The organism is Bacillus sp. BPN334, assembly GCF_008368885.1.
GTDB lineage: Bacteria > Bacillota > Bacilli > Bacillales > Bacillaceae_G > Bacillus_A > Bacillus_A wiedmannii.
Genome location: NZ_QOZW01000006.1, coordinates 198,606 through 218,977 on the forward strand (window position 1 = coordinate 198,606; position 20,372 = coordinate 218,977).

19 protein-coding genes and 2 pseudogenes are annotated in these 20,372 nt (G+C 35.2%); 17 read left to right on the top strand and 4 right to left on the bottom strand.

Annotated elements, in window-relative coordinates; all coding sequences use genetic code 11:
* Positions 1 to 221: 221 nt before the first annotated feature.
* The 15 genes and pseudogenes from DN393_RS07960 (at position 222) to DN393_RS08025 (ending at position 16,333) form a co-directional block, all read left to right on the top strand.
* The gene (locus DN393_RS07960; protein ID WP_149173428.1) at positions 222 to 3,863 is read left to right on the top strand and encodes a phage tail protein; all 3,642 of its coding nucleotides are present in this window, start codon (positions 222 to 224) and stop codon (positions 3,861 to 3,863) included.
* A gap of 41 nt (positions 3,864 to 3,904) precedes the next feature.
* Positions 3,905 to 5,386: a distal tail protein Dit gene (locus DN393_RS07965; RefSeq protein WP_149173429.1), complete on the top strand. Its 1,482-nt coding sequence runs from the start codon at positions 3,905 to 3,907 to the stop codon at positions 5,384 to 5,386.
* Positions 5,383 to 9,846, top strand: coding sequence for a phage tail spike protein (locus DN393_RS07970; RefSeq protein ID WP_149173430.1), 4,464 nt, complete (start codon positions 5,383 to 5,385; stop codon positions 9,844 to 9,846). Before DN393_RS07965 ends, DN393_RS07970 begins: the two co-directional genes overlap by 4 nt.
* Before the next feature lie 127 nt (positions 9,847 to 9,973).
* Entirely contained in the window at positions 9,974 to 10,198 is a 225-nt protein-coding gene (locus tag DN393_RS07975; RefSeq protein WP_149173431.1) for a hypothetical protein, read from the top strand.
* A gap of 75 nt (positions 10,199 to 10,273) precedes the next feature.
* A complete protein-coding gene (locus DN393_RS07980; RefSeq protein ID WP_149173432.1) occupies positions 10,274 to 10,699 on the top strand; it encodes a phage holin family protein in 426 nt (141 codons plus the stop codon).
* On the top strand, positions 10,699 to 11,499 hold the full coding sequence (locus DN393_RS07985; RefSeq protein ID WP_149173433.1) for a GH25 family lysozyme: 801 nt from the start codon (positions 10,699 to 10,701) through the stop codon (positions 11,497 to 11,499). Before DN393_RS07980 ends, DN393_RS07985 begins: the two co-directional genes overlap by 1 nt.
* A 287-nt stretch (positions 11,500 to 11,786) precedes the next feature.
* Positions 11,787 to 12,155 (top strand): helix-turn-helix domain-containing protein, encoded by a 369-nt coding sequence (locus DN393_RS07990; protein WP_149173434.1) that lies wholly within the window; start codon positions 11,787 to 11,789, stop codon positions 12,153 to 12,155.
* On the top strand, positions 12,156 to 12,671 hold the full coding sequence (locus DN393_RS07995; protein WP_149173435.1) for an ImmA/IrrE family metallo-endopeptidase: 516 nt from the start codon (positions 12,156 to 12,158) through the stop codon (positions 12,669 to 12,671).
* A gap of 182 nt (positions 12,672 to 12,853) precedes the next feature.
* The gene (locus DN393_RS31490; RefSeq protein ID WP_179958505.1) at positions 12,854 to 13,000 is read left to right on the top strand and encodes a hypothetical protein; all 147 of its coding nucleotides are present in this window, start codon (positions 12,854 to 12,856) and stop codon (positions 12,998 to 13,000) included.
* Positions 13,001 to 13,075: 75 nt separating this feature from the next.
* A complete protein-coding gene (locus DN393_RS08000; protein ID WP_149173436.1) occupies positions 13,076 to 13,519 on the top strand; it encodes a hypothetical protein in 444 nt (147 codons plus the stop codon).
* A 447-nt stretch (positions 13,520 to 13,966) separates the two neighbouring features.
* A pseudogene (locus DN393_RS08005) lies at positions 13,967 to 14,284 on the top strand (competence type IV pilus minor pilin ComGF); the annotation flags it as partial.
* Complete coding sequence (gene comGG / locus DN393_RS08010; protein ID WP_046956345.1) at positions 14,281 to 14,652, top strand: competence type IV pilus minor pilin ComGG; 372 nt, start codon at positions 14,281 to 14,283, stop codon at positions 14,650 to 14,652. The pseudogene DN393_RS08005 and the gene comGG, both read left to right, overlap by 4 nt.
* Before the next feature lie 175 nt (positions 14,653 to 14,827).
* A complete protein-coding gene (locus DN393_RS08015) occupies positions 14,828 to 15,478 on the top strand; it encodes a 2OG-Fe(II) oxygenase (RefSeq protein WP_149173438.1) in 651 nt (216 codons plus the stop codon).
* 118 nt (positions 15,479 to 15,596) lie between these two features.
* Positions 15,597 to 16,094: a shikimate kinase gene (locus tag DN393_RS08020; protein ID WP_064474810.1), complete on the top strand. Its 498-nt coding sequence runs from the start codon at positions 15,597 to 15,599 to the stop codon at positions 16,092 to 16,094.
* 38 nt (positions 16,095 to 16,132) lie between these two features.
* On the top strand, positions 16,133 to 16,333 hold the full coding sequence (locus DN393_RS08025) for a YqzE family protein (protein ID WP_000106080.1): 201 nt from the start codon (positions 16,133 to 16,135) through the stop codon (positions 16,331 to 16,333).
* 67 nt (positions 16,334 to 16,400) lie between these two features.
* Here DN393_RS08025 and DN393_RS08030 read toward each other — a convergent pair whose 3' ends face one another.
* Together DN393_RS08030 and DN393_RS08035 are read right to left on the bottom strand one after the other, a co-directional pair.
* Positions 16,401 to 17,033, bottom strand: a complete 633-nt coding sequence (locus DN393_RS08030; protein WP_001073110.1) for a VC0807 family protein — start codon at positions 17,031 to 17,033, stop codon at positions 16,401 to 16,403.
* 140 nt (positions 17,034 to 17,173) lie between these two features.
* Positions 17,174 to 17,291: pseudogene (locus tag DN393_RS08035) on the bottom strand (GTP pyrophosphokinase).
* 73 nt (positions 17,292 to 17,364) lie between these two features.
* Between DN393_RS08035 and DN393_RS08040 the strand changes: the two are divergent.
* Both DN393_RS08040 and DN393_RS31905 read left to right on the top strand, forming a co-directional pair.
* Complete coding sequence (locus tag DN393_RS08040; RefSeq protein ID WP_000032702.1) at positions 17,365 to 17,592, top strand: hypothetical protein; 228 nt, start codon at positions 17,365 to 17,367, stop codon at positions 17,590 to 17,592.
* 101 nt (positions 17,593 to 17,693) lie between these two features.
* Positions 17,694 to 17,825, top strand: coding sequence for a hypothetical protein (locus DN393_RS31905; protein ID WP_000064661.1), 132 nt, complete (start codon positions 17,694 to 17,696; stop codon positions 17,823 to 17,825).
* A gap of 36 nt (positions 17,826 to 17,861) precedes the next feature.
* Here DN393_RS31905 and DN393_RS08045 read toward each other — a convergent pair whose 3' ends face one another.
* Together DN393_RS08045 and DN393_RS08050 are read right to left on the bottom strand one after the other, a co-directional pair.
* Entirely contained in the window at positions 17,862 to 18,656 is a 795-nt protein-coding gene (locus DN393_RS08045) for a YqhG family protein (protein WP_001183977.1), read from the bottom strand.
* Positions 18,643 to 20,325: a DEAD/DEAH box helicase gene (locus DN393_RS08050; protein WP_088048116.1), complete on the bottom strand. Its 1,683-nt coding sequence runs from the start codon at positions 20,323 to 20,325 to the stop codon at positions 18,643 to 18,645. The genes DN393_RS08045 and DN393_RS08050 overlap by 14 nt, the downstream gene beginning before the upstream one ends.
* Between the last annotated feature and the right edge of the window lie 47 nt (positions 20,326 to 20,372).

Below are 20,372 nucleotides of genomic sequence, written 5' to 3' on the forward strand. Positions count from 1 at the left end.
ATAATGAAGAGCAAGGGACTTTCAGTGATGAAGAATTAACCACTGATACGTTCCTTGCTCTTTGTTATAAGGCGAAATTAACGCATTGGGATTTAGAAGTTATGACAATTGGTGATTGTTTTGATTACATTGCTGAATTTGCTGAAATGGAGAACCCAGATAAAGACAAAACTCGTAAAGCGAACCAAAAAGACTTCGATGCATTCTAAGAAAGGGGTGAGATGATGGCAGGAGGAAGAATTAAAGGGATTACGATTGAAATCGGGGGGAATACTCAACCGTTACAAAATGCCTTGAAAGATGTAAATAAACAAAGTGATTCTTTGGCTAAAGAGTTAAAAGATGTTGAGCGTTTATTGAAATTTGATCCAGGCAACGTTGAAGCACTTGCTCAAAAACAACAATTACTCACACAACAAATAGAAAATACAACGCAGAAATTAGATAAATTAAAGGCAGCGGAACAACAAGTACAAGCCCAATTTCAAAACGGTAAAATTTCTGAAGAACAATATCGTGCTTTTAGGCGTGAGATTGAATTTACAGAAGGGTCTCTTAATGGTCTGAAAAATAAGCTTGGAAATATGAAGGCTGAACAAGATAATGTGGCGAGTTCCACAAGGCAATTAGAAACATTGTTTAGCGCAACTGGGAAAAGTGTTGATGATTTTGCAGGAGCATTAGGGAATCGTCTTGTGAATGCAATTAAAAGCGGCACAGCAACAAGTAGGCAGTTAGACCAAGCGATTGGTCTTATTGGTCGTGAAGCATTAGGAGCAGAAGCTGACATTGAAAAATTACAGCAATCGCTTCGATCTGTGGATTCTGGTAATTCAATTCAGCAAGTACGAAATGAATTAAGGGACTTACAGCAAGAGGCTGGCAGAACAGAGAAGAAATTCGAGGGGTTAAAAATAGGATTAGAAAATGTTATTGGTGGTATGGCAGCAGGTGGCGGAATTGCAGCCGCTATTGAAAAATCGATGGATATGTCAAAGCTACAAACAAAGATTGATATCACCTTTGATGTTCCAGAATCATCGGAAAAATCAGTTGAAGAAGCTATTAGAGGTGTTAGTACTTATGGTATTGACGCTGAAGAAGCATTAGAAGGTGTTCGCAGACAATGGGCATTAAATAAGGATGCTTCTGATGAAACAAATGCCGCTGTGGTTAAAGGGGCAGCGACTATTGCAGCATCCTACGCTGGAATTGATTTTAATGAACTTATACAAGAAACCAATGAGATTGGCGCAACGTTAGGTATTACTAATGAGGAAGCATTAGGGTTAGTTAATACGCTATTAAAAACTGGCTTTCCACCTGAACAATTAGATATCATTGCTGAATATGGGGATCAGATGGTTCAAGCTGGATTTTCAGCTAAAGAAGTCCAAGGAATCCTGTCTGCAGGAGTCGATACTAAAAGTTGGAATATAGATAACCTTTTGGATGGTGTTAAAGAAGGACGTATCAAAATGGCTGAGTTTGGGGCCGGTATAGATAAGTCTATGCAAGAGGTTTTAGATAAAACAAAGATTTCGGCAGATCAGTTTGAAAAATGGGGTCAGGCAATTGTTGGTGGCGGTGAAAGTGGACAAAAAGCTATGCTTGAAGCAACCAAGGCCTTAGCTGGTGTTGAAAATGCAACAGACAGAAATGCACTTGGCACGAAGATGTTCGGTACTCTTTGGGAAGACCAAGGAAAGAAAATCATAGACACCATCTTGAAAGCAGAAGGTAAACAAGTTGATTTAAAAAAAGGAGTAGAGGACTTACATGGTGCTACTTCTAAAATAGATGCAAGTCCAGCAGTTAAATTTCAAAAAGCAATGCAAGATTTACAAATGGCCCTCAAACCTGTTCTTGGAGTTATAGCTGATGTTGTTGCTAAAATTGCGGATTGGATTTCTAATAATCCAAAGTTAGCAGCTACATTAGCAGCTATAGCGGTAGCTATAGGGGTAATTTCAGGAGCGTTTATGGCTTTAGCGCCAATAGTTGTTGTCATATCGACCATAGGGGCAGCAATGATGGGATGGATAGCAGCAATCGCTTTGATTGTAGCCGCTGTGGTTGCTTTAGGTGTAGTTATTTATAAAAATTGGGATTCTATCACGAAATGGACCATTGATACTTGGAATGCAATTGGAGATTTCTTAGTAGGAATATGGAAAGGTATAGCACAATGGGCGAGTGATACATGGAATAGTATTAGTGAATCCACATCATCCATATGGAATTCAATTAAAGAATATTTAATAGAGCTATGGAATGGAATCAGGGACTTATTAACTGGAACATGGAATACGATGGTTGAAAATACTACAGAAATATGGAGTTCAATTGTCGAATACTTAACCGGAGTTTGGAATGGTGCAGTTGAGACACTATCAGCAGCTTGGAACAGTATTAAACAAACAACTTCTGAAGTGTGGACAGCGATTAGTGAGTTTTTTATTAGCACCTGGAATGGACTAGTTGCTTTTATAACTCCTGTATTACAGGGAATTGCTGATTTCTTTTCTATGATTTGGACTGGCATTTCAACAGTTATTCAAACCGTATGGAATTTCATTACTCAATATTTACAAGCGATTTGGACAGCAATTCTATACTTTGTTACTCCGATATTTGAAAGTATCAAGAATTATATTACTGAATGTTGGAATACGATTAGTTCTACTACAAGTTTTGTGTGGGAAACGATTAAGAATTTCTTAGTTTCCTGTTGGAATGGACTTGTAGCATTTGTTGTGCCGATTTTTGAACAAATCAAGACTTGGATCATAGCGGTGTGGAATACAATCAGTACAACAACAGTGAATGTATGGAATGCAGTTAAGAGTTTCTTGCAATCATGCTGGAACGGAATAGTTGCTTTTGTGGTACCAATTTTTAATTCAATAAAAGAATGGATTATAAATACATGGAACACGATTAGTTCTACTACAAGTGCAGTATGGAGCGCCGTTACAAACTACTTATCTAGTTTATGGAACTCAATGGTTTCAACAGCAAGGTCTATTTTTAATAATATTAAAGAAGTTATCTCATCTATATGGAATGTGATTAGTAGTATGAGTAGCAGCGTGTGGAATGGAATTAAATACACGCTTTCTAGTATTTGGAGTGGTATTACATCAACAGCATCCTCGATATGGACTGGATTGACAGACGCAATAATGACTCCTGTGTATTGGGTTACTAACGCCGTTAACAGAGCTTTTTATGGTATGCAATCGGCTGTGCTTGGTGTATGGAGTGGTCTTAAAAGTGGTATAAAATCAGCTATTAACGGAATTATTTATATGATAAATAAATTTATTGCCGCATTCAATACACCGGCACAATTATTAAATCGAATCCCTGGAGTGAGCGCCCCAACGATTCCATATGTTCCGATGCTTGCTAAAGGTGGAAAACCTGTAGGTGATGGTTCATTTATTACCGGAGAAGCCGGACCAGAATTATTTAATAAGAAAGGTAATTCCATTACGGTTACACCTTTATCATCAAAAGAAAAATCGCTTGGTATAACAGGAACAATGAATCAATTGATGGGGGATATGAGTCGTATGATGGCTAGTTCTATGAGTCAGTTGTCAGGTCTAAAGACTGTTATGAGTGGAGTATATGGAAATATGTCAAATAGTAGACAAGCTATGACCAGCGGCGTTGCAAATCAAGTACTCAATTACTCTCCTGGATCATCCGGTGATAATAGGGTAAGTCCAATGCAGGGCGGCGACTTAGTAGTGGAAGTTCCTGTTGTTTTAAATGGGCAAGATGTGGCACGCGGTACGTATCGCTATACAACCGAATATCAAGAAAGAGAAGCAAAAAGAAACTCAGACTTTTAGGTTTGGGTTTCTTTTATTTTATTAAAAAATGAGGTGTCAACATGAGTTCTTTTACATTTAATAACGAACGAAAAGACTTTATTCAAATTGCAAAAGGATGGAAAAGACCAGCTTGGGCACCGTTAAAAAGGAATTTTTTAAGTGTTCCTGGATATCCAGGTGCAAGATTATTAAACACACAAACGGAAATGCGTGTTTTATCAATCCCTGTAGGAATTATCGTTCCTGATGGATCAGATTTAGAAATCATAAAAGAAGAAATTGCAGATTGGTTAATTACAGATCAAGCAGCAGAGCTTACTTTCGATGTAGAACCAAATAGAACATATTTAGCCGTAGTGGATGATAGTTTTGATCCAGATGAATTTGTAACGCTTGGCATCGGTACAATTAAATTTGTTTGTCCCACACCATATAAATTAGGTAAAGTACAGACTCACACATTCACTCAAAGTTGGTCCACTGAGATTACCTCAGAGTTCACGAATAAAGGAAGTGTAGAAGCTCCAGCGTTAATTGAAATGACTGTAAAAGAACCAAGCACTTTTTTAGATGTATGGTTTGGTAAATATCCTTTAGAACGAAACTATTTCCGTATTGGTTATCCCCTAACTGTTGAGGAAACAACGGTACAAGAGCGTGAGCGTGTGCTATGGGATGAAATGGCTTCACCTATAGGCTGGACTCCTGTTACTGGACAATTTGATGATATGAAAGGGACAGGTAGTTTTAAATCAAGAGGCGGTTACGCACTATATTGTGAAGAATACGGAGAAGGGAAAGGATTTTACGGTGCAATAGCTAAGAAAAGCATTCCAGGTGGTCCATTACAAGATTTTGAAATGGAGGCATGGATGACTTTAAAGTCCAAAAACATTGATGAAATGGGGCGTGTTGAAGTTCTTCTGTTAGATGAAGCGAGCAACGTGGTAGCTCGCATCAATATGAATGATCTATATGTGACTGCTGAAATTACAAAGGCTCATATGAAAATTGGAAATAGCGGAACACCCAATAGTTTTCGGAAATTAGTTGATACAAGTGGATATTATTCGAATACATTTAACCAATTCCGAGGGCGTTTACGTATCGCTAGGCGTGGAAATGTGTGGTCTGTATATGTAGCTAAGTTTATAGATGGTAAAGAAACAGATGGCGCTTCGCTTGTGGAACGTTGGATTGATGAAACAGGAAATCCGATGACAGAACGTAAAATTGCACAAGTTATGATTGCGATTTGTAAGTGGGATAATCACCAGCCTATTAACGAAATACAAATTGATGATTTAAAGATTTGGAAGGTAAACAAAGTTCCTTCTAATACAAAACCTTATATTTTCGATGCAGGAGATAAAGTAATTATTGATACTGAAAGAAGCCTTGTTACGATTAACGGGAAAGATGCTATCAATATTAAAGATATATTTAGTGAGTTTCCTAAAATCATACGTGGAGATAATCGTATTGATATTATGCCACCAGGTGTTAGAGCAACAATTAGTTACAGGGAGCGATACAGATGAGAACGCCAAGTGGTGAATTGCATGTTGTTGATTTTAAAACAGAACAAATTGTTGCATCTATTCAGCCTACAGATTATTGGGATGATAAAAGACATTGGGAAATTAAAAATAACATCGATACATTAGAATTTCGAGTATTCGATAATACAAGGCATTCATCCACACTTATGCAGCAAAACTTAGTGTTAAAAGAAGTGCGCGATGGTCGTATTGTTCCTTATGTAATTACTGAAATTGAAAAGAATTCTGATGATAGATCAGTAATTGCTTATGCATCTGGTGAATGGATTCAACTTGCTAAAGCTGGAATTATCCCTCCACAAAAATTAGAAGGTAAGACCTTAATAGAAATGATGGATATAGCTCTTGCAGGTACAAAGTGGAAAAAAGGAAATTTAGAATATGCTAGTTTCCGTTCCATGACTATTGATGAATTCATTGATCCATTAAGTTTTCTAAAAAAGATAGCATCATTATTCGAACTAGAAATACAATACCGCGCTGAAGTTTTAGGCTCTCAAATCGTTGGGCGTTATGTAGATATGGTAAAGAAGCGTGGTAGAGAAACAGGAAAAGAAATAACCCTCGGTAAAGATTTGCTGGGGATTAAACGGATTGAAAACTCTCAAAACATTTGTACAGCCTTATTAGGTTTTGTGAAAAAAGAAGGTGGAGAGTTTGTTACTATTACAGAAATAAATGGTGGTGTCCCTTATCTTGTGGACAGCGATGCATTTCAAAGGTGGAATGAGAAAGGGCAACATAAATTCGGATTTTATAGTCCCGAGACAGAAAACGAAGACATGGATTCGAAACGTTTAATGACTCTTATGAATACAGAGTTAAAAAAACGTGTAAATTCCTCTGTTTTTTATGAAGTTGAAGCACAATCAATCGGTCGTGTATTCGGACTAAATCACGAGTTAATTAATGATGGAGACACAATCCGAATAAAAGATACAGGGTTTACACCTAAATTGTATCTAGAAGCAAGAGCGATTGCTGGCGATGAATCATATAAAAATCCATTGCAAGATAAATATGTATTTGGAGATTATCATGAAATTGTTGATCCGAATGAAGAATTAAGAAAGATTTACAATCGTATTCTTAGTTCGCTTGGGAACAAAGCTAACAAAGAACTGTTAGAGCAACTGGAGAAATTAACGGAAGAAGCTAAAAATACAGCTATTAATGCAAAGGAAGAATCGGAAACAGCCAAAAAGATTGCTGAAAAGGTTCAAGAGAACATTAAAAATAATACCGTTGAAATCATTGAATCGAAGTACCCTCCGACAACTGGGCTTAAAGATAGAAAAACATTATGGTTAGATATTTCTAATGGTAAACCTGGCATTTTAAAACTATGGAAAGATGGTATTTGGGACCCAGTTGTTCCTGATGTTGAGAAGGTAAAGAAAGAAACTTTAGAACAAGTAAGCAAAGATATCGAGTCCACAAAAACAGAGTTGAATCAAAAGGTTCAAGAAGCGCAGAATCAAGCAACAGGACAATTCAACGAAGTAAAGGAAAGCTTACAGGGTGTTAGTCGCACAATTTCTGATGTACAAAAAGAACAAGGCAATATTAATAAAAAAGTGACTCAAATAGAGCAAACCGCAGATGGATTTAAGCAATCTATTGAATCGTTAACTAAAAAAGATAATGATATTAGCAATAAATTAAATACAGTAGAGCAAACTGTGGAAGGCACAAAAAAGACGATTTCTGATGTGCAGCAAACAACAAGTGAGCTTAAGAAAACAACAACTGAAATCAAAGAAGAAGCTGGGAAAATCAGTGAGAAGCTAACGAGTGTAGAGTCCAAAGTAAATAATGCTAAAATAGGTGGACGAAATGTTGTTCTCGGCACATCAATCCCAGCTAGTTTAATTGGTAATAATACAGCGAATCAAACTGTAAATATTTATAATTTTGCAGGTGGGGATTCTAGTTCAATTTTAAATAAAGAAACTTGTGTTTCCTTTGATTGGAAAGTTGAAGGTACAACGACACCATCGGGCACTATGCATATGCAAGGGAGTAATCCTTATCCCCTTATTGCGGCCAAAATTACATTTTCTCCTCAAAACTTAAGCGGAAAATACTTAGGAGTAATCACGATTAGTGGTAGTGCTTTTAAATCTATAAATATGAGATTAGATAATTTTACAACTGGAGCAAAAATTATCGTTTCTAATTTTCAAATTGAAATAGGTAATAAAGCTACCGAATGGACACCAGCTCCTGAAGATCAAGTAACAACAGATGAATTCACAAAGAAAACAACCGAAATTGAAAAAAATGTTGATGGCATTAAAGAAACAATAACAAAAGTAGAAAATAATCAAAGCGGATTTGATAAACGTTTTACCGAGGTAGAGAAAACAGCAAATGGAATTACTCAAAATGTTTCTAAATTACAAGAGACACAAACGCAGCAAGGGAAAACATTAACTCAGGCTACTACAACGTTAGAGCAACATTCTGAGGCGTTGAATCTAACGATGAAAAAGAAAGACGTTGAGGACTATGTAGGTGGATTAGGATCTATTAACGAATTAAGGAATGCTGATTTCGAAAAAGATTTAAAGTATTGGCTTATCAATAGAGATATAGGCACAACGGTATCTGTGGACAAGAATCTTAAATACAAAGGCATGAACTCATTCCAATTCAATACTAGTGGACTAGATCAGAATAGATGGTGGGGCATTTCTGGAGATTTTATAGTGTGTCAAGCTGGAGAGGATTTTGTCGCTTCAGCTTACTTCATTACTGATGGAAAACCTCCTGTTTTTGATCCTGGGACTGGTTGCTTTATTGAAATAGAATACTGGACCTCAGACAAAAAAACTAGAATTACAACAAGTAGGACTAAAGTGAATATCTTAAACCACACATGGGTTAGATGTGTTAACACAAGCAAGGCACCTGCTAACACTGGTTTCGTAAGGTGGAGAGCGTACAACGAAAGAAATGGTCGTTTTTGGTTAGCTGCACCTATAATGCAACGTGGCACAGTAGCAACTGAGTTTTGGTTACATCCGAAAGATCAAACTGATGCTGATAAAATGCTAGAAGATATAGCTAATAGAGTAGCAACTGAGCAATACAATCAAAAGATGACTCAAATCGATAACCGCTTTAGTGTTAATGAGAAAGGCATTGACTTAGCGGCAAAAAAGACAGAAGTATATACAAGGATACAAGCAGATGGACAATTCGCTAAGGATTCCTATGTAAGGGATTTAGAAGGACGTATTCACGTTACTGAGACCAATATCCTTAGTACTGTGAAAAAAGGCGATATCATTTCATCTATCAATCAAACAGCAGAAACTATTAAAATTAAAGCAGGTAAAATAGAGTTAGATGGAACAACTATAGCAAAGTATCTAGAAGCGCAGGAGCTTAAAGGGACTACAATACGAACAGATAATGGTGTTAATTACGTTCACATTCAAAAGCAATTCATCCGTTTAATGGAGTCAAATATAAGCAGGGCTTACCTTGGATACTATAAAGATCGTACAAGCCAAATTCAGCCAACAGTTGTATTAGGGGGAGATTCTGATTTCCAAGATGGTTCTGTTGTCTTAAGTAAACAACCAACGCAAGGATTCTTAGGAATAATAAACGGAAAAGATTCTAACGGAGACCCTTATTTTGTAAGCTCAGTTATGTTTAGAAGATCAGGTGATTTGATCCTAGAGGGGGGCATGAATGGGGCTGTAACCGTTAAATCAGGTAAAGGTATAACTAATTACGCAAATGGTGGGTCGTATTGGGTAGAAGCTACTGGTGGTATCGGATTAAAAGGTGGAAATAAAAACGTATTGATAGACAGTCAAACAGCTATTATTTTCAGCTTGAAAGATAAAAATATGCTTGATGTAGTGGACTACAATGGAGATACGGATTTACGGTTCCAAACACTAACGCTTAGAAATGGACCATCTAGCTATGCGGGTAAATTACAGGTTAAATCCGGTTCAGGTACTTCTTTTTCGCCTGTAGTGGCAAGTAATTTTGAAACATCATCGCAACGTAAGTATAAAACAAATATTCGAGATGTGCAGTTTAGCGCTTTAGAAAAAATTATGGCGTTAAATATCCAACAATACAATTTGAAAACGGATATGGAACAACTATATGAAATGCGAATGAATCGTCAAGATAACGATCCGGTACTTACTACTAATGATATTCAAACTCGATACGGTTGGATTGCAGATGATGAAAGTAATCCTGAATGTTTTGTTACAAAAGAAAAAAATGCAGCTGAAATATATTCTTCAATAGCACTTCAAATAAAAGCGTTCCAAGAAGAAAAACTTACTAAAGATGCTGAAATTGAAGAGTTAAAAGAAGAGAATAAACAAATGAACCGTAGAATTGAAGTGTTAGAACAATTGTTAGTTCAAAATTTAATTGATAAGAAATCAGAGCAGCTATAAGCTGTTTTTTATTTTGCACAAAATACGGCTTTTGTATGGAAATTCCTGCGATGTACTCACCATGAATAAGGTTGTCTCATATCATGTAGAGATTATTTTATTAAGATATAAAAAGGATGTGAGTATATTGGAAGATGTATATGTAAAAATTGATAGTTTAAAAGCAGAACAAAAAGAAATTATGCGAGATATTCGTAATTTAGAGACTCGTACAACAATTAACGAGAAAGACATCGCTACAATTAATAAGCAATTAGAAAAGATTAGCATGAATACAACGTGGATTTTAAGAATTATTATCAGTGCAATCACTATGTCACTTTTGGGTTTAATATTAAAAGGGATGATTTAATAATTTAAAATAAAAGTACTTATTGAGAGAGGGACAAGCGTCTCTCTTTTTTATTCTAAATAAGGAGATGAAAATATGGATCGTATTGATATAGTATTGAAAACATTTATAGCTACGTTTGGGGGCTTCTGTGGGTACTTCTTGGGAGGATGGGATGCAACATTGAAAGTGTTAGTTACGATGGCGGTCATTGACTACCTAACAGGGGTAATTGCAGCTGGATTCAATGGAGAATTAAAAAGTAAAGTAGGTTTCAAAGGCATCGCCAAAAAGGTGATGCTATTTTTATTGGTTGCAGCAGCTACTCAAGTTGATGTGATTATGGGTACAAATAGTGCAGTTCGTGAAGCGACAATTTTTTTATTCATTGGAAATGAACTGTTGTCTCTTTTAGAAAACGCAGGACGTATGGGGATTACTTTACCTTCAGCATTAACGAATGCGGTTGAGATTTTAGGTGGCAAACAAAAACAAGAAGAGAAAAAAGGAGATGTTGAATAATGAGATATATTGTGGATATTTCAAAATGGAACGGTAATATTAATTGGCCTCTAGCAAAGCAATACATAAATTTTATTATCGCTCGTGTACAAGATGGTTCAAATTATGTAGATCCATTATATAAAGGATATGTACAAAGCATGAAGCAACATAACATTCCGTTTGGTAACTATGCATTTTGCCGTTTTGTATCAATTAATGATGCGAAAAAAGAAGCGCAAGACTTCTGGAATCGCGGTGACAAGAGCGCTACGGTTTGGGTGGCTGATGTAGAAGTAAAAACAATGGATGACATGAGAGCCGGTACACAGGCGTTTATCGATGAGTTATATCGATTAGGAGCTAAGAAAGTTGGTTTATATGTCGGCCATCATATGTATGCTCCATTTGGTATGGCAAATGTAAAATGTGACTTTGTATGGATTCCACGTTACGGCGGTAATAAACCAGCATATCCTTGTGATATTTGGCAGTACACAGAAACGGGAAATGTACCTGGTATCGGGAAATGTGACCTAAATTCACTTATAGGGAGTAAGTCACTGTCTTGGTTTACGGGAGCAGCACAAGAGCAAGTACAAACGGAGGTACCTAGACAAAATATCATTCAAACAGGAGCGTTTTCACCTTATGAAGTGCTTAATGCCATGCAAGCTCTTACATCGTTAAAGATGACTGGTAAGTTCATCCTTGAGCCGGATGGATTAGCTTATATCATCACAGATCCTACTTCTGATATACAACTGAAAGCTTGCGAAGAATGGTTGCTACATCTTGGTTGGCATTATGAAGTTAAATAAAAGAATAGTTTGATTAACGAAAATAAGAGCCGTCCTATTGGGCGGTTTTTTTATTTCTATATAATTAGAATTTCTGAAAAGATAGCATATAACCATTGTAGATGTTTCTGTTTAACTTGAGTAGAGTGTGCTAATTAAACGTTTTAATTGACAATCGTACTATTTTTGCAAATCAAGTTACTTTTATTCTTTTTGTGAAATGAATCAACAAAAAATGTTGACTGAATTAACGAGATTTTGTATTATAAAGGTGTAAACAATTTCGTAAATAGGAAGGAGGAACAAATATGCTGACTCCATTCGGAAAGTTTTGTAGAAAGCTAAGAATCGATAATGGCGAGTTACTAAAGGATATGGCAGGTAAACTAGAAGTTACATCTTCATATTTATCTGCGGTAGAAAATGGTAAAAGAAATGTTCCTCAAGAATGGTTTAACAAAATTTCAGTATTTTATTCTTTAAGTAACGAGGAATCTGAAGAATTAAGACAATCTGTACAAGATTCACAGAAAGTCATTAAAATTGATTTTGAAGGTTTTAGTTCTGATGATAAAACTACTGTTTTAGCTTTAGCAAGAGAATTTAAAGAGTTAGACGAGAAGGAGAAAAATAAAATTAAAAATATCCTCCTTAAAAAGAAAAAAGGGAGGGATTAGATGGGGATTTATGTCGCTAATCCTACATCGAGAAAAGGTATTAGAGAGTTAGCGAATACGCTAAGATCGATAATGGATATGGAATATGAGGAATACTTTCCAATTGTTGATTTTTTGGAGCTTGGATTGACTGAGCTATTTAAGGATTTTGAGTATGAAATAGTGTCAATTGATGAAATGGTTGGTAAATATGGAGTAACGTATCCAGAAAAAAATTTAATAAGGTTACGTGAGGATGTTTACGAAGGAGCCATTGATGGTCGTGCAAGAGATAGATTCACAGTGGCACATGAAATTGGACATTTTATTATGCATAGTCCTGGGAAAATTGAACTTGCACGAACTCAAAATATCGAGTCTATACCAGCATATAAAGATCCAGAGTGGCAAGCTAACACATTTGCTGGTGAGTTACTTGCACCACCTCAAATCATAAAGGGATTATCCGCACGAGAAGTTGCTTTAAGTTGCGGAGTCTCTTTATCCGTTGCGCAAATTCAATTAAAGAATATCTAGAACAATGGAGGAGAAAAAGGCATGAATCGCAAAAAAAATAGCCCATGTAAAGGGCCTACATAGCTAATAATCAAAAGTGATCGTCGCTACATTATATTAATTTCCGCCAGAAAATTAACACATATAATGTAACACTTTTTAAGGTCCTTTGCAAATAATTTATGTAGAGGATAGTGATAATAATGAAAATTTGTCGACCGTTTATTACGGTAAAAGGTAGAAGGATTTATGCGAAGGATGTAGGAAAGAAAGCATTTTGCTGGAATGTTACTCCAGAACAGCATAAGGATTATCTTGAAAAGAGAAAAGCAGAAAAGAAAAGTGAATAGATAAATAGAATAGGTAAGCTTAGCGACGTGACTTATCTCTTCATAAGACTTATATAAAATATAGGGAGAGACGTTATGGAGAAAATTATAGATGTATTTAAAGAGCGTCCAGGAAAATCTATCGCTTCATTAATTGTATTAATCGTAAGTATAGTTGCGATTTTTAAATATCAAGACATTAAAGTTGAAACTGTACAGGATTATTGGAATATTATCAATAGTCATCAAGATAATTCAGAAATAACCTGGACTTGGTGGATGAACATTTTAAGCATAGCTCTTAATATTGTAATGGTAGGTGTGTGGTTCAAAGATATTTTTGCGGATGATTTCTCAGAGCCGATCATGGGAAGAATTATGGCATTCGTTATAGGGTTTATTCATGGAGTGTTTGTATTAACTTTTATTGAATATGTTTTTTCGAGTTTATTAGGAGTATTAGTAAGCCTTTTAATATTTGTAGCTATTGTGTGGGTGTTTTTCGGGAACAATACTAGCAGTAGAAGCAGACGTTATTAGTTAAAACAATATCGAATTTTATATCTATAAGAGACATCCATAATAATAAAAATCCCCTTTTGCACCCATATGCAGAAGGGGATTTTTATTATTATGAGATTTAAAATTTACTTTTAGACAATGCCTTTAATATCGGATTAATGATTTTACTTAATAAACGGAATCCCCTAAATATAGATTGAACAACCTTCACATAATCGTCTCCCTTAATTTAAGTAAAGCATAACAATTAATACAATATTTTAAAAGTATGATTTGATGTAGTTTTATTTTCGTTATTCAATTCAATAAAAAAGAGCTGAATGTAGATTCAGCTCTTTTGCCCCATCTTTTTAGTAATGCCCCACCCTTGCCCCGCTTTATAGAAAAAGATAGGAAACATTTGAAAAAGGTCATGGGTAAAAATGCTGATACAACAAGGTATTTACAAAGGTAAAAAAGCAAAGAAAACGGGTGTATCTATTTATAGGACAAGTACAGTTAGAGTTTCGTGAAGTATCTTTTGTAGAAAAAATAGTCCCTGAAAATAAAGATAATCTTTTACGCTTCCGTCTTCGCACTGGAGATGAAGTGACGTATGAAAAATTGAATAATCATCTTATAAGAAAAGTGAATAAGCGCGGAAGAGAAGTTATATTACAAAATGTTGAAATGGTTTCGTATGAAGTAACACCTCATTTGCTCTTTATAAATGTGAAAGATATGAGTGGGAAAATATATGAAGGTGTAGCTGTCAGATATAGCGAAATGGAAATAAATATATGAGAAAACAAGATGGATTTACGATGCCAGGAACAATCATTTTTCTTGTATTATTAACTTCGTTCTTTGTATACGAAACGAATATGTTGCTTATAGATAAAAAATTTTATATTGAAATAGAGCAAAAGTTTGTACTGGAAGAACTACTAAATCGATCAATTACAAATATAAAAAAAGACTTACAGCAAAAAGAAAAGGAAGATACTTTTTTCTTTCAATATGAAAAGGGCGAAGCAAGTGGGAATTACGTCTTTGAAAACGATGTTATACTCGTTTCGTTGCAGTGCAAAATAAAACAAGAAGTTTTCTACAAGGTTAGTTTTCGGTATAGAAAAAAGGATGAAAAAATATTCGATTGGATAGAAGGATAGAATGTAAAATATACGGATGAAAACCATAATTTCTTATTTTAAAATAGGTTATTTTTTTATAGCAAATGGATAAATATAACGAACGAAAGTTTAAATTTTCTCAAAAAAGAGAAAGGTGGAAAGAATATGATATATTCAAGCTATCCAAACATATTTTTTTAGGGAGAATAGGGAAATGACAAATAACAATCAAATAGGTGAAAATAAGGAACAAACTATTTTTGATCATAAAGGAAATACAATTATGACGGAAGATAGGGAAATACACATTATTTCAAAATTCGAAGAACCTCTTATTGTCGTGTTAGGAAATGTATTAAGTGATGAAGAATGCGGCGAATTGATTGAATTGTCTAAAAGTAAAATGGAACGTTCTAAAGTTGGTTCATCACGTGATGTAAATGATATTCGAACGAGTAGCGGTGCATTTTTGGAAGACAATGAGCTTACTGTAAAGATTGAAAAACGAATTTCATCTATCATGAATGTTCCTGTGTCGCATGGAGAAGGATTACACATTTTAAATTATGAAGTGGATCAACAATATAAAGCGCACTATGATTATTTTGCGGAACATAGTAGATCAGCTGCTAATAATCGTATTAGTACGCTTGTCATGTACTTAAATGATGTAGAAGAAGGCGGAGAAACGTTCTTTCCGAAATTAAATCTTTCTGTGCACCCTAGAAAGGGAATGGCAGTATACTTTGAGTATTTTTATCAAGACCAATCATTAAATGAGCTTACGTTACATGGAGGGGCACCTGTAACGAAAGGTGAGAAATGGATTGCAACACAGTGGGTGAGAAGAGGCGCTTATAAGTAAAAGCGTGTATATAACGTTTTGTTCTTCATTGTATAAGGAGAACAAAACGTTTTTTTATTAAATAATGAAATCTTTCGTTATAATAAAAAATAATAACGGATGATTGAGAGGAACGAACATGAAATCTATATACATAACCGGTTATATGGGAGCTGGGAAAACAACAATTGGAAAAGCGTTAAGTAAAGAAATTCATATGGATGTTGTCGATACAGACCAAAAAATTGAAGAGAATCAGGAGAAGGCAATTCGTGATATTTTTGCCGAAGAAGGCGAAATCGCTTTTCGGGAATATGAAAGTGAAATGTTACGTTCACTACCCAGTTGTAATGTAATTATTACAACTGGTGGTGGAATCATCGAGCGAGAGGAAAACCGAAAGTGGATGAAGGAAAATGGAACTGTCGTGTATTTATATTGTGATCCACATGTAATTGCAGAAAGACTCCGTGAAGATACGACGCGTCCACTATTTCAGAAGAAAGATATAGAGGCATTTGTGGCAAAATTTGAATCGCGCCGAGCTTATTATGAAGAGGCTCATATTCATATCGATACGACGAATAAGTCTGTAAAGCAAATTATGAATGAATTAAAAGAAAAGATTAATGAATAAAAAAGTGGACATACTAATCAAGTAGAGGTGATGATAATATGTCTACTAATGATTATGTTCGCTTTGTGACACAGCAGTTTGTGTCGTACATGGATGCTCCAAAAGAAGATCGTAAACAAAAGAAAGAACAACGCCGTGCTGAAAAAGAGCCATTTATGAATAAGTGGTTTGGTGTTATGCCGCTAAGTGCTGCTTTGTTTTATCGAAACGTAAAAGATAAAAGAAAAAAATCAAGTTAACGATTTCGTAATATGTGTAGCAAAATGAAAATCCCCTAGTAGTATGATGCTACTAGGGGATTTTCATTTACTGTACAGATTCTTTTTCTTCTGTCACTGCATGTATTTTATTGTTTACCCAAACAAATCCAATTCCGATACAAATGGAAATGCCCCACCCAACAGCGGTCATAATCGCTCTCATTTCACCATAGCCATCTACACCGAAAACAGAGATGAAATAAATTTTTAAGAAGCTTTTTAATATAAATTGTAGCCCGAAAAATAGCGTTAAATATTGTAGTGCTGGATAGATACGACTATCACGATACAGTTCACGACTTTTATCACGGTCATGGCCTTGCAATGCGGCAATATCTGCTGCGAAATATAACATAAGTGGTTTTTTTATAAAAATTGTACATATGACGATAATACCGAGTACGATGTGATAATACGCATCGTTCCACAACATTCGTTCAGCTGATCCAGATAATAGGTCTACTGTTGTATTAGAAATGAGTGTAATTAAAATAAAGAACCCTGTCACGTTAAACTGTTTTTCTTTTTTAAAGGTATACAGTGTATAAATAATCCCTGGAACAGAGGAAAGTAACATCGCGTAATAAGGATCGATATAAGGTTTTGCAAATTTCCAAATGAGGAATGGGATTACGAGATAAAAGACAAGATCTAATATAGCTTTTTTATTTTGATTCATATAAATCCTCCTTAAGTCATACATATATTTTATAATATAATTTCTGAAAATTGTATAAGGTTTAATGGGAAAAGAAAAAATATATTAATTTTTGAGGGAGTAGTAGATTAAAAAAATTGCCCCTAGCGTAGTAAGTTTTTTTAGTATATAATAAAGGAAACGCTTTCATTTTTTGGTTTGTTCACAAAATGGACGGAAAATCACATATTTACTATCGATATGTTGCTTTATAATGAAACTAATTAAATATACATGCATACAATATTGTGAAATAAATAACATAAATAATCTATATAAATGTAAACGTTATCAAAATAGAGAGGTGGAGACAATGAGTAAATTTTTCTTCAATCATAATCCAGCAACAGTAGAGGATGGAAGGCTTGTTAAGTATGCTGAAATTATTTATGGAGAAGGTGGCCGTTCTGTATTAGAAAATTTAATGGTGAAGGCATCTATCAGATTGCGTGATCGTTATCCGAATAAATCTGACGAGCAGATCTCGAACCTAGTAAATAAAGGCATCCATGATATGTTTCAAAAATACGTGAGTGAGTAAGTAAGAGTAGCCAATGGCTGCTCTTATTTTTTTGTATAAGGATTGTATCTCTAGCTGAAAATAAGGATGTATTTTGAAAGATATAAAAAGGAGTGATAAAGATGAGCAATGGAATTGGTCGTTCAAAAGAAAATCTTCCAACTGATGCTAATCATGTGAGCGCAAAGGATCGTGCGCATCAAAAACGTATGGCAAAGCAAAAACAACAAGAGCGTAATGGCGATAGAGGATAACTCAAAAAAAGCTCCTTCTAAAACAGAAGGGGCTTTTTAAGAAAGAAAATGATTCGCAGTAACATAAAAGAGTCCGCCGTTAATAATTTGCACTGTAATGCGGGGTTCATATTGTTCTTGCAAGGCTTGCTTTTCAATTTCATAGCTTTCGGGAAGTTCATCACTCTCTTCATAAAAACGATTTAAAAGGTCTAAATCGTGATTCCAGCGCACTCTTGCTTCTTTCGCCCACGTATGGTCATCTTCTGCAATAATATTCTTTAAAGCATCCTCTATACGTTGTAAACCGCTTTGCGGTTTAATGATAGGCGAGAGCGTAAAACAAAAGTCAGGTATTTTCGGTGTAAGTTTAATTTTAGCTAATGTTTCATGAAAGTTTGCAATCATTGTGCCAGAAATGAGATGAATCCCAATGGAGTGAAGGATGTCTTTTTTTCGATCACATTGATAGGAAACCTTTATATTTACACCGAGCCAAGGATGGAGCGGTGTATGCGTTGCCCCGCTATGCCGTACTTCCTCATATAAACGTATGTAAGAGCCTAATTCTTTTGTCGTTTGGAAAATTTGATGAAGACGTGGTGAACCGTAGTGAATAAGCTCACCATCGTTTTCTTCACTTTCTGGATTTGTAAGAAGAGTAAGGCGCATCGGATTCGGTACGCCTCCTGTTTTCTCAAGATAGTGCCAATAAAAAGGACGGTTCATTAATAATTTATCCATCTCAATTGTTAACTGCACATCTAATAGATGAGGGGAGCGCTTTAAAATTTCGCAGTTATTCGCCTCAAAAAAATTGTATAAGTAATTATGAATTTCATGTTGCTGCATAGCCTTGCACCTCAGCTTCATTTCGTTTCGCGAAGTCGATAATAGATGTTAAGTTTTCCATCTTAATTCGGATTTCTCCTTCGCTTTTTGACTGCGCAAAGATTTCTTGAATATGCGCGTCGATGTTTTTCATATTAATTCTCGTTAAAATTTCATCAAGCTCGCCGATAACACGCTCAAATAAATTGATTTTTTCATATAACAGTTTCAAAATATGTTCTTCAACAGTATGTTTTGTAGCTAAGTTATAAATATGAACATCATTCTTTTGACCAAGACGGTGAATACGTCCGATTCTTTGTTCAAGACGCATTGGATTCCATGGCAAGTCATAATTGATCATATGGCTACAAAACTGTAAGTTAATCCCTTCGCCACCAGCTTCCGTTGCAATTAATACTTGTGCGTGGTTTTGGAAAAGCTCCTTCATCCAATCTTTCTTCCCGCGTTTAAACCCGCCGCGGAATGGAACGGAAGAAATACCGTGTTGTTGTAAAAACCATTGTAAATACATTTGTGAAGCTCTATATTCAGTGAAGATAATGACTTTATCGTCAATTTCTTTTATAAGCTCAAGAGCTTTATTCGCTTTTGAGTTGAAAGGAATATGATTAATTTTGTCCATTAGCACATCAATATGTGGGTCCTTTATGTAATGCTCATTTTCTTTCTGCCTTTTTTCCACATGTTTTTTTAATGAGTAGTAAACAGCTTCACGACTACTACACGCTTCCCGTTTTAAAGTTAACGATGAGAAAGCAGATGTGAAGGCATCTTGTCCTCGCCAATTTTCAATACCATTATACAAAGCTTGCTCTTCTTCATTAAACTCAACAAAAATTGTACGTACATGTCTCTTTGGCCAATCAATTCCGGTATTATGACGTCGATTTCGGACCATCACTTTGTTAATAAGAGCTTTTAAATCTTCATCAGATTTGGCGGAACGATTTTTTGAAGCGTAATATTCTTCAAAGTTGGATTGATTGCCTAAATGTCCTGGCTTTAATAAAGAAACGAGGTTGAAAATTTCATCAATCTTATTTTGAACAGGCGTAGCGGTTAATAATAAACAAAATTTCTTTTTTAATCGTTGTGCAAATTCATAGTTTTTTGTTTTATTATTTTTAAGTTTATGTGCTTCATCGATAATAATAAGGTCATATTCTAGGTTCAAAACGATATCGCGATGCGGTGAACGTTTTGCAGTATCAATTGATGATACAATCACATCGGCTTGTTCCCACGAGTAGCTTTTCTTTTGGGCTACAGCTGGAATAAAAAACTTTGTATTTAATTCGTATGCCCATTGTGATACGAGAGAGGCAGGGACGAGTATAAGTACTTTTTTCACAAGGCCGCGGACCATATATTCTTTTAAAATAAGCCCAGCTTCAATCGTTTTCCCAAGTCCCACTTCATCTGCTAGTATCGCTTTACCATTCATTTGTTCAATGACATTTTGAGCGACTTCTAATTGATGAGGAAGTGGTGTGAAATGAGATAAATGTTTCGGTGCTTGTAATCCATCGAAAGTAGGAACAAGTAACGATTTTTCTGTTTTATAAGCTAAATGATATAAATCCCAATTTGTCCAAGGACCATCTTCATTAATTCTATTTAAAAAATTGTTTTGCCACGTTCGATCTACGGAAATATCGACATTCATTACGACTCTCCCACCTTTTATAAACTAAAGTAATTATTAAAAAAATC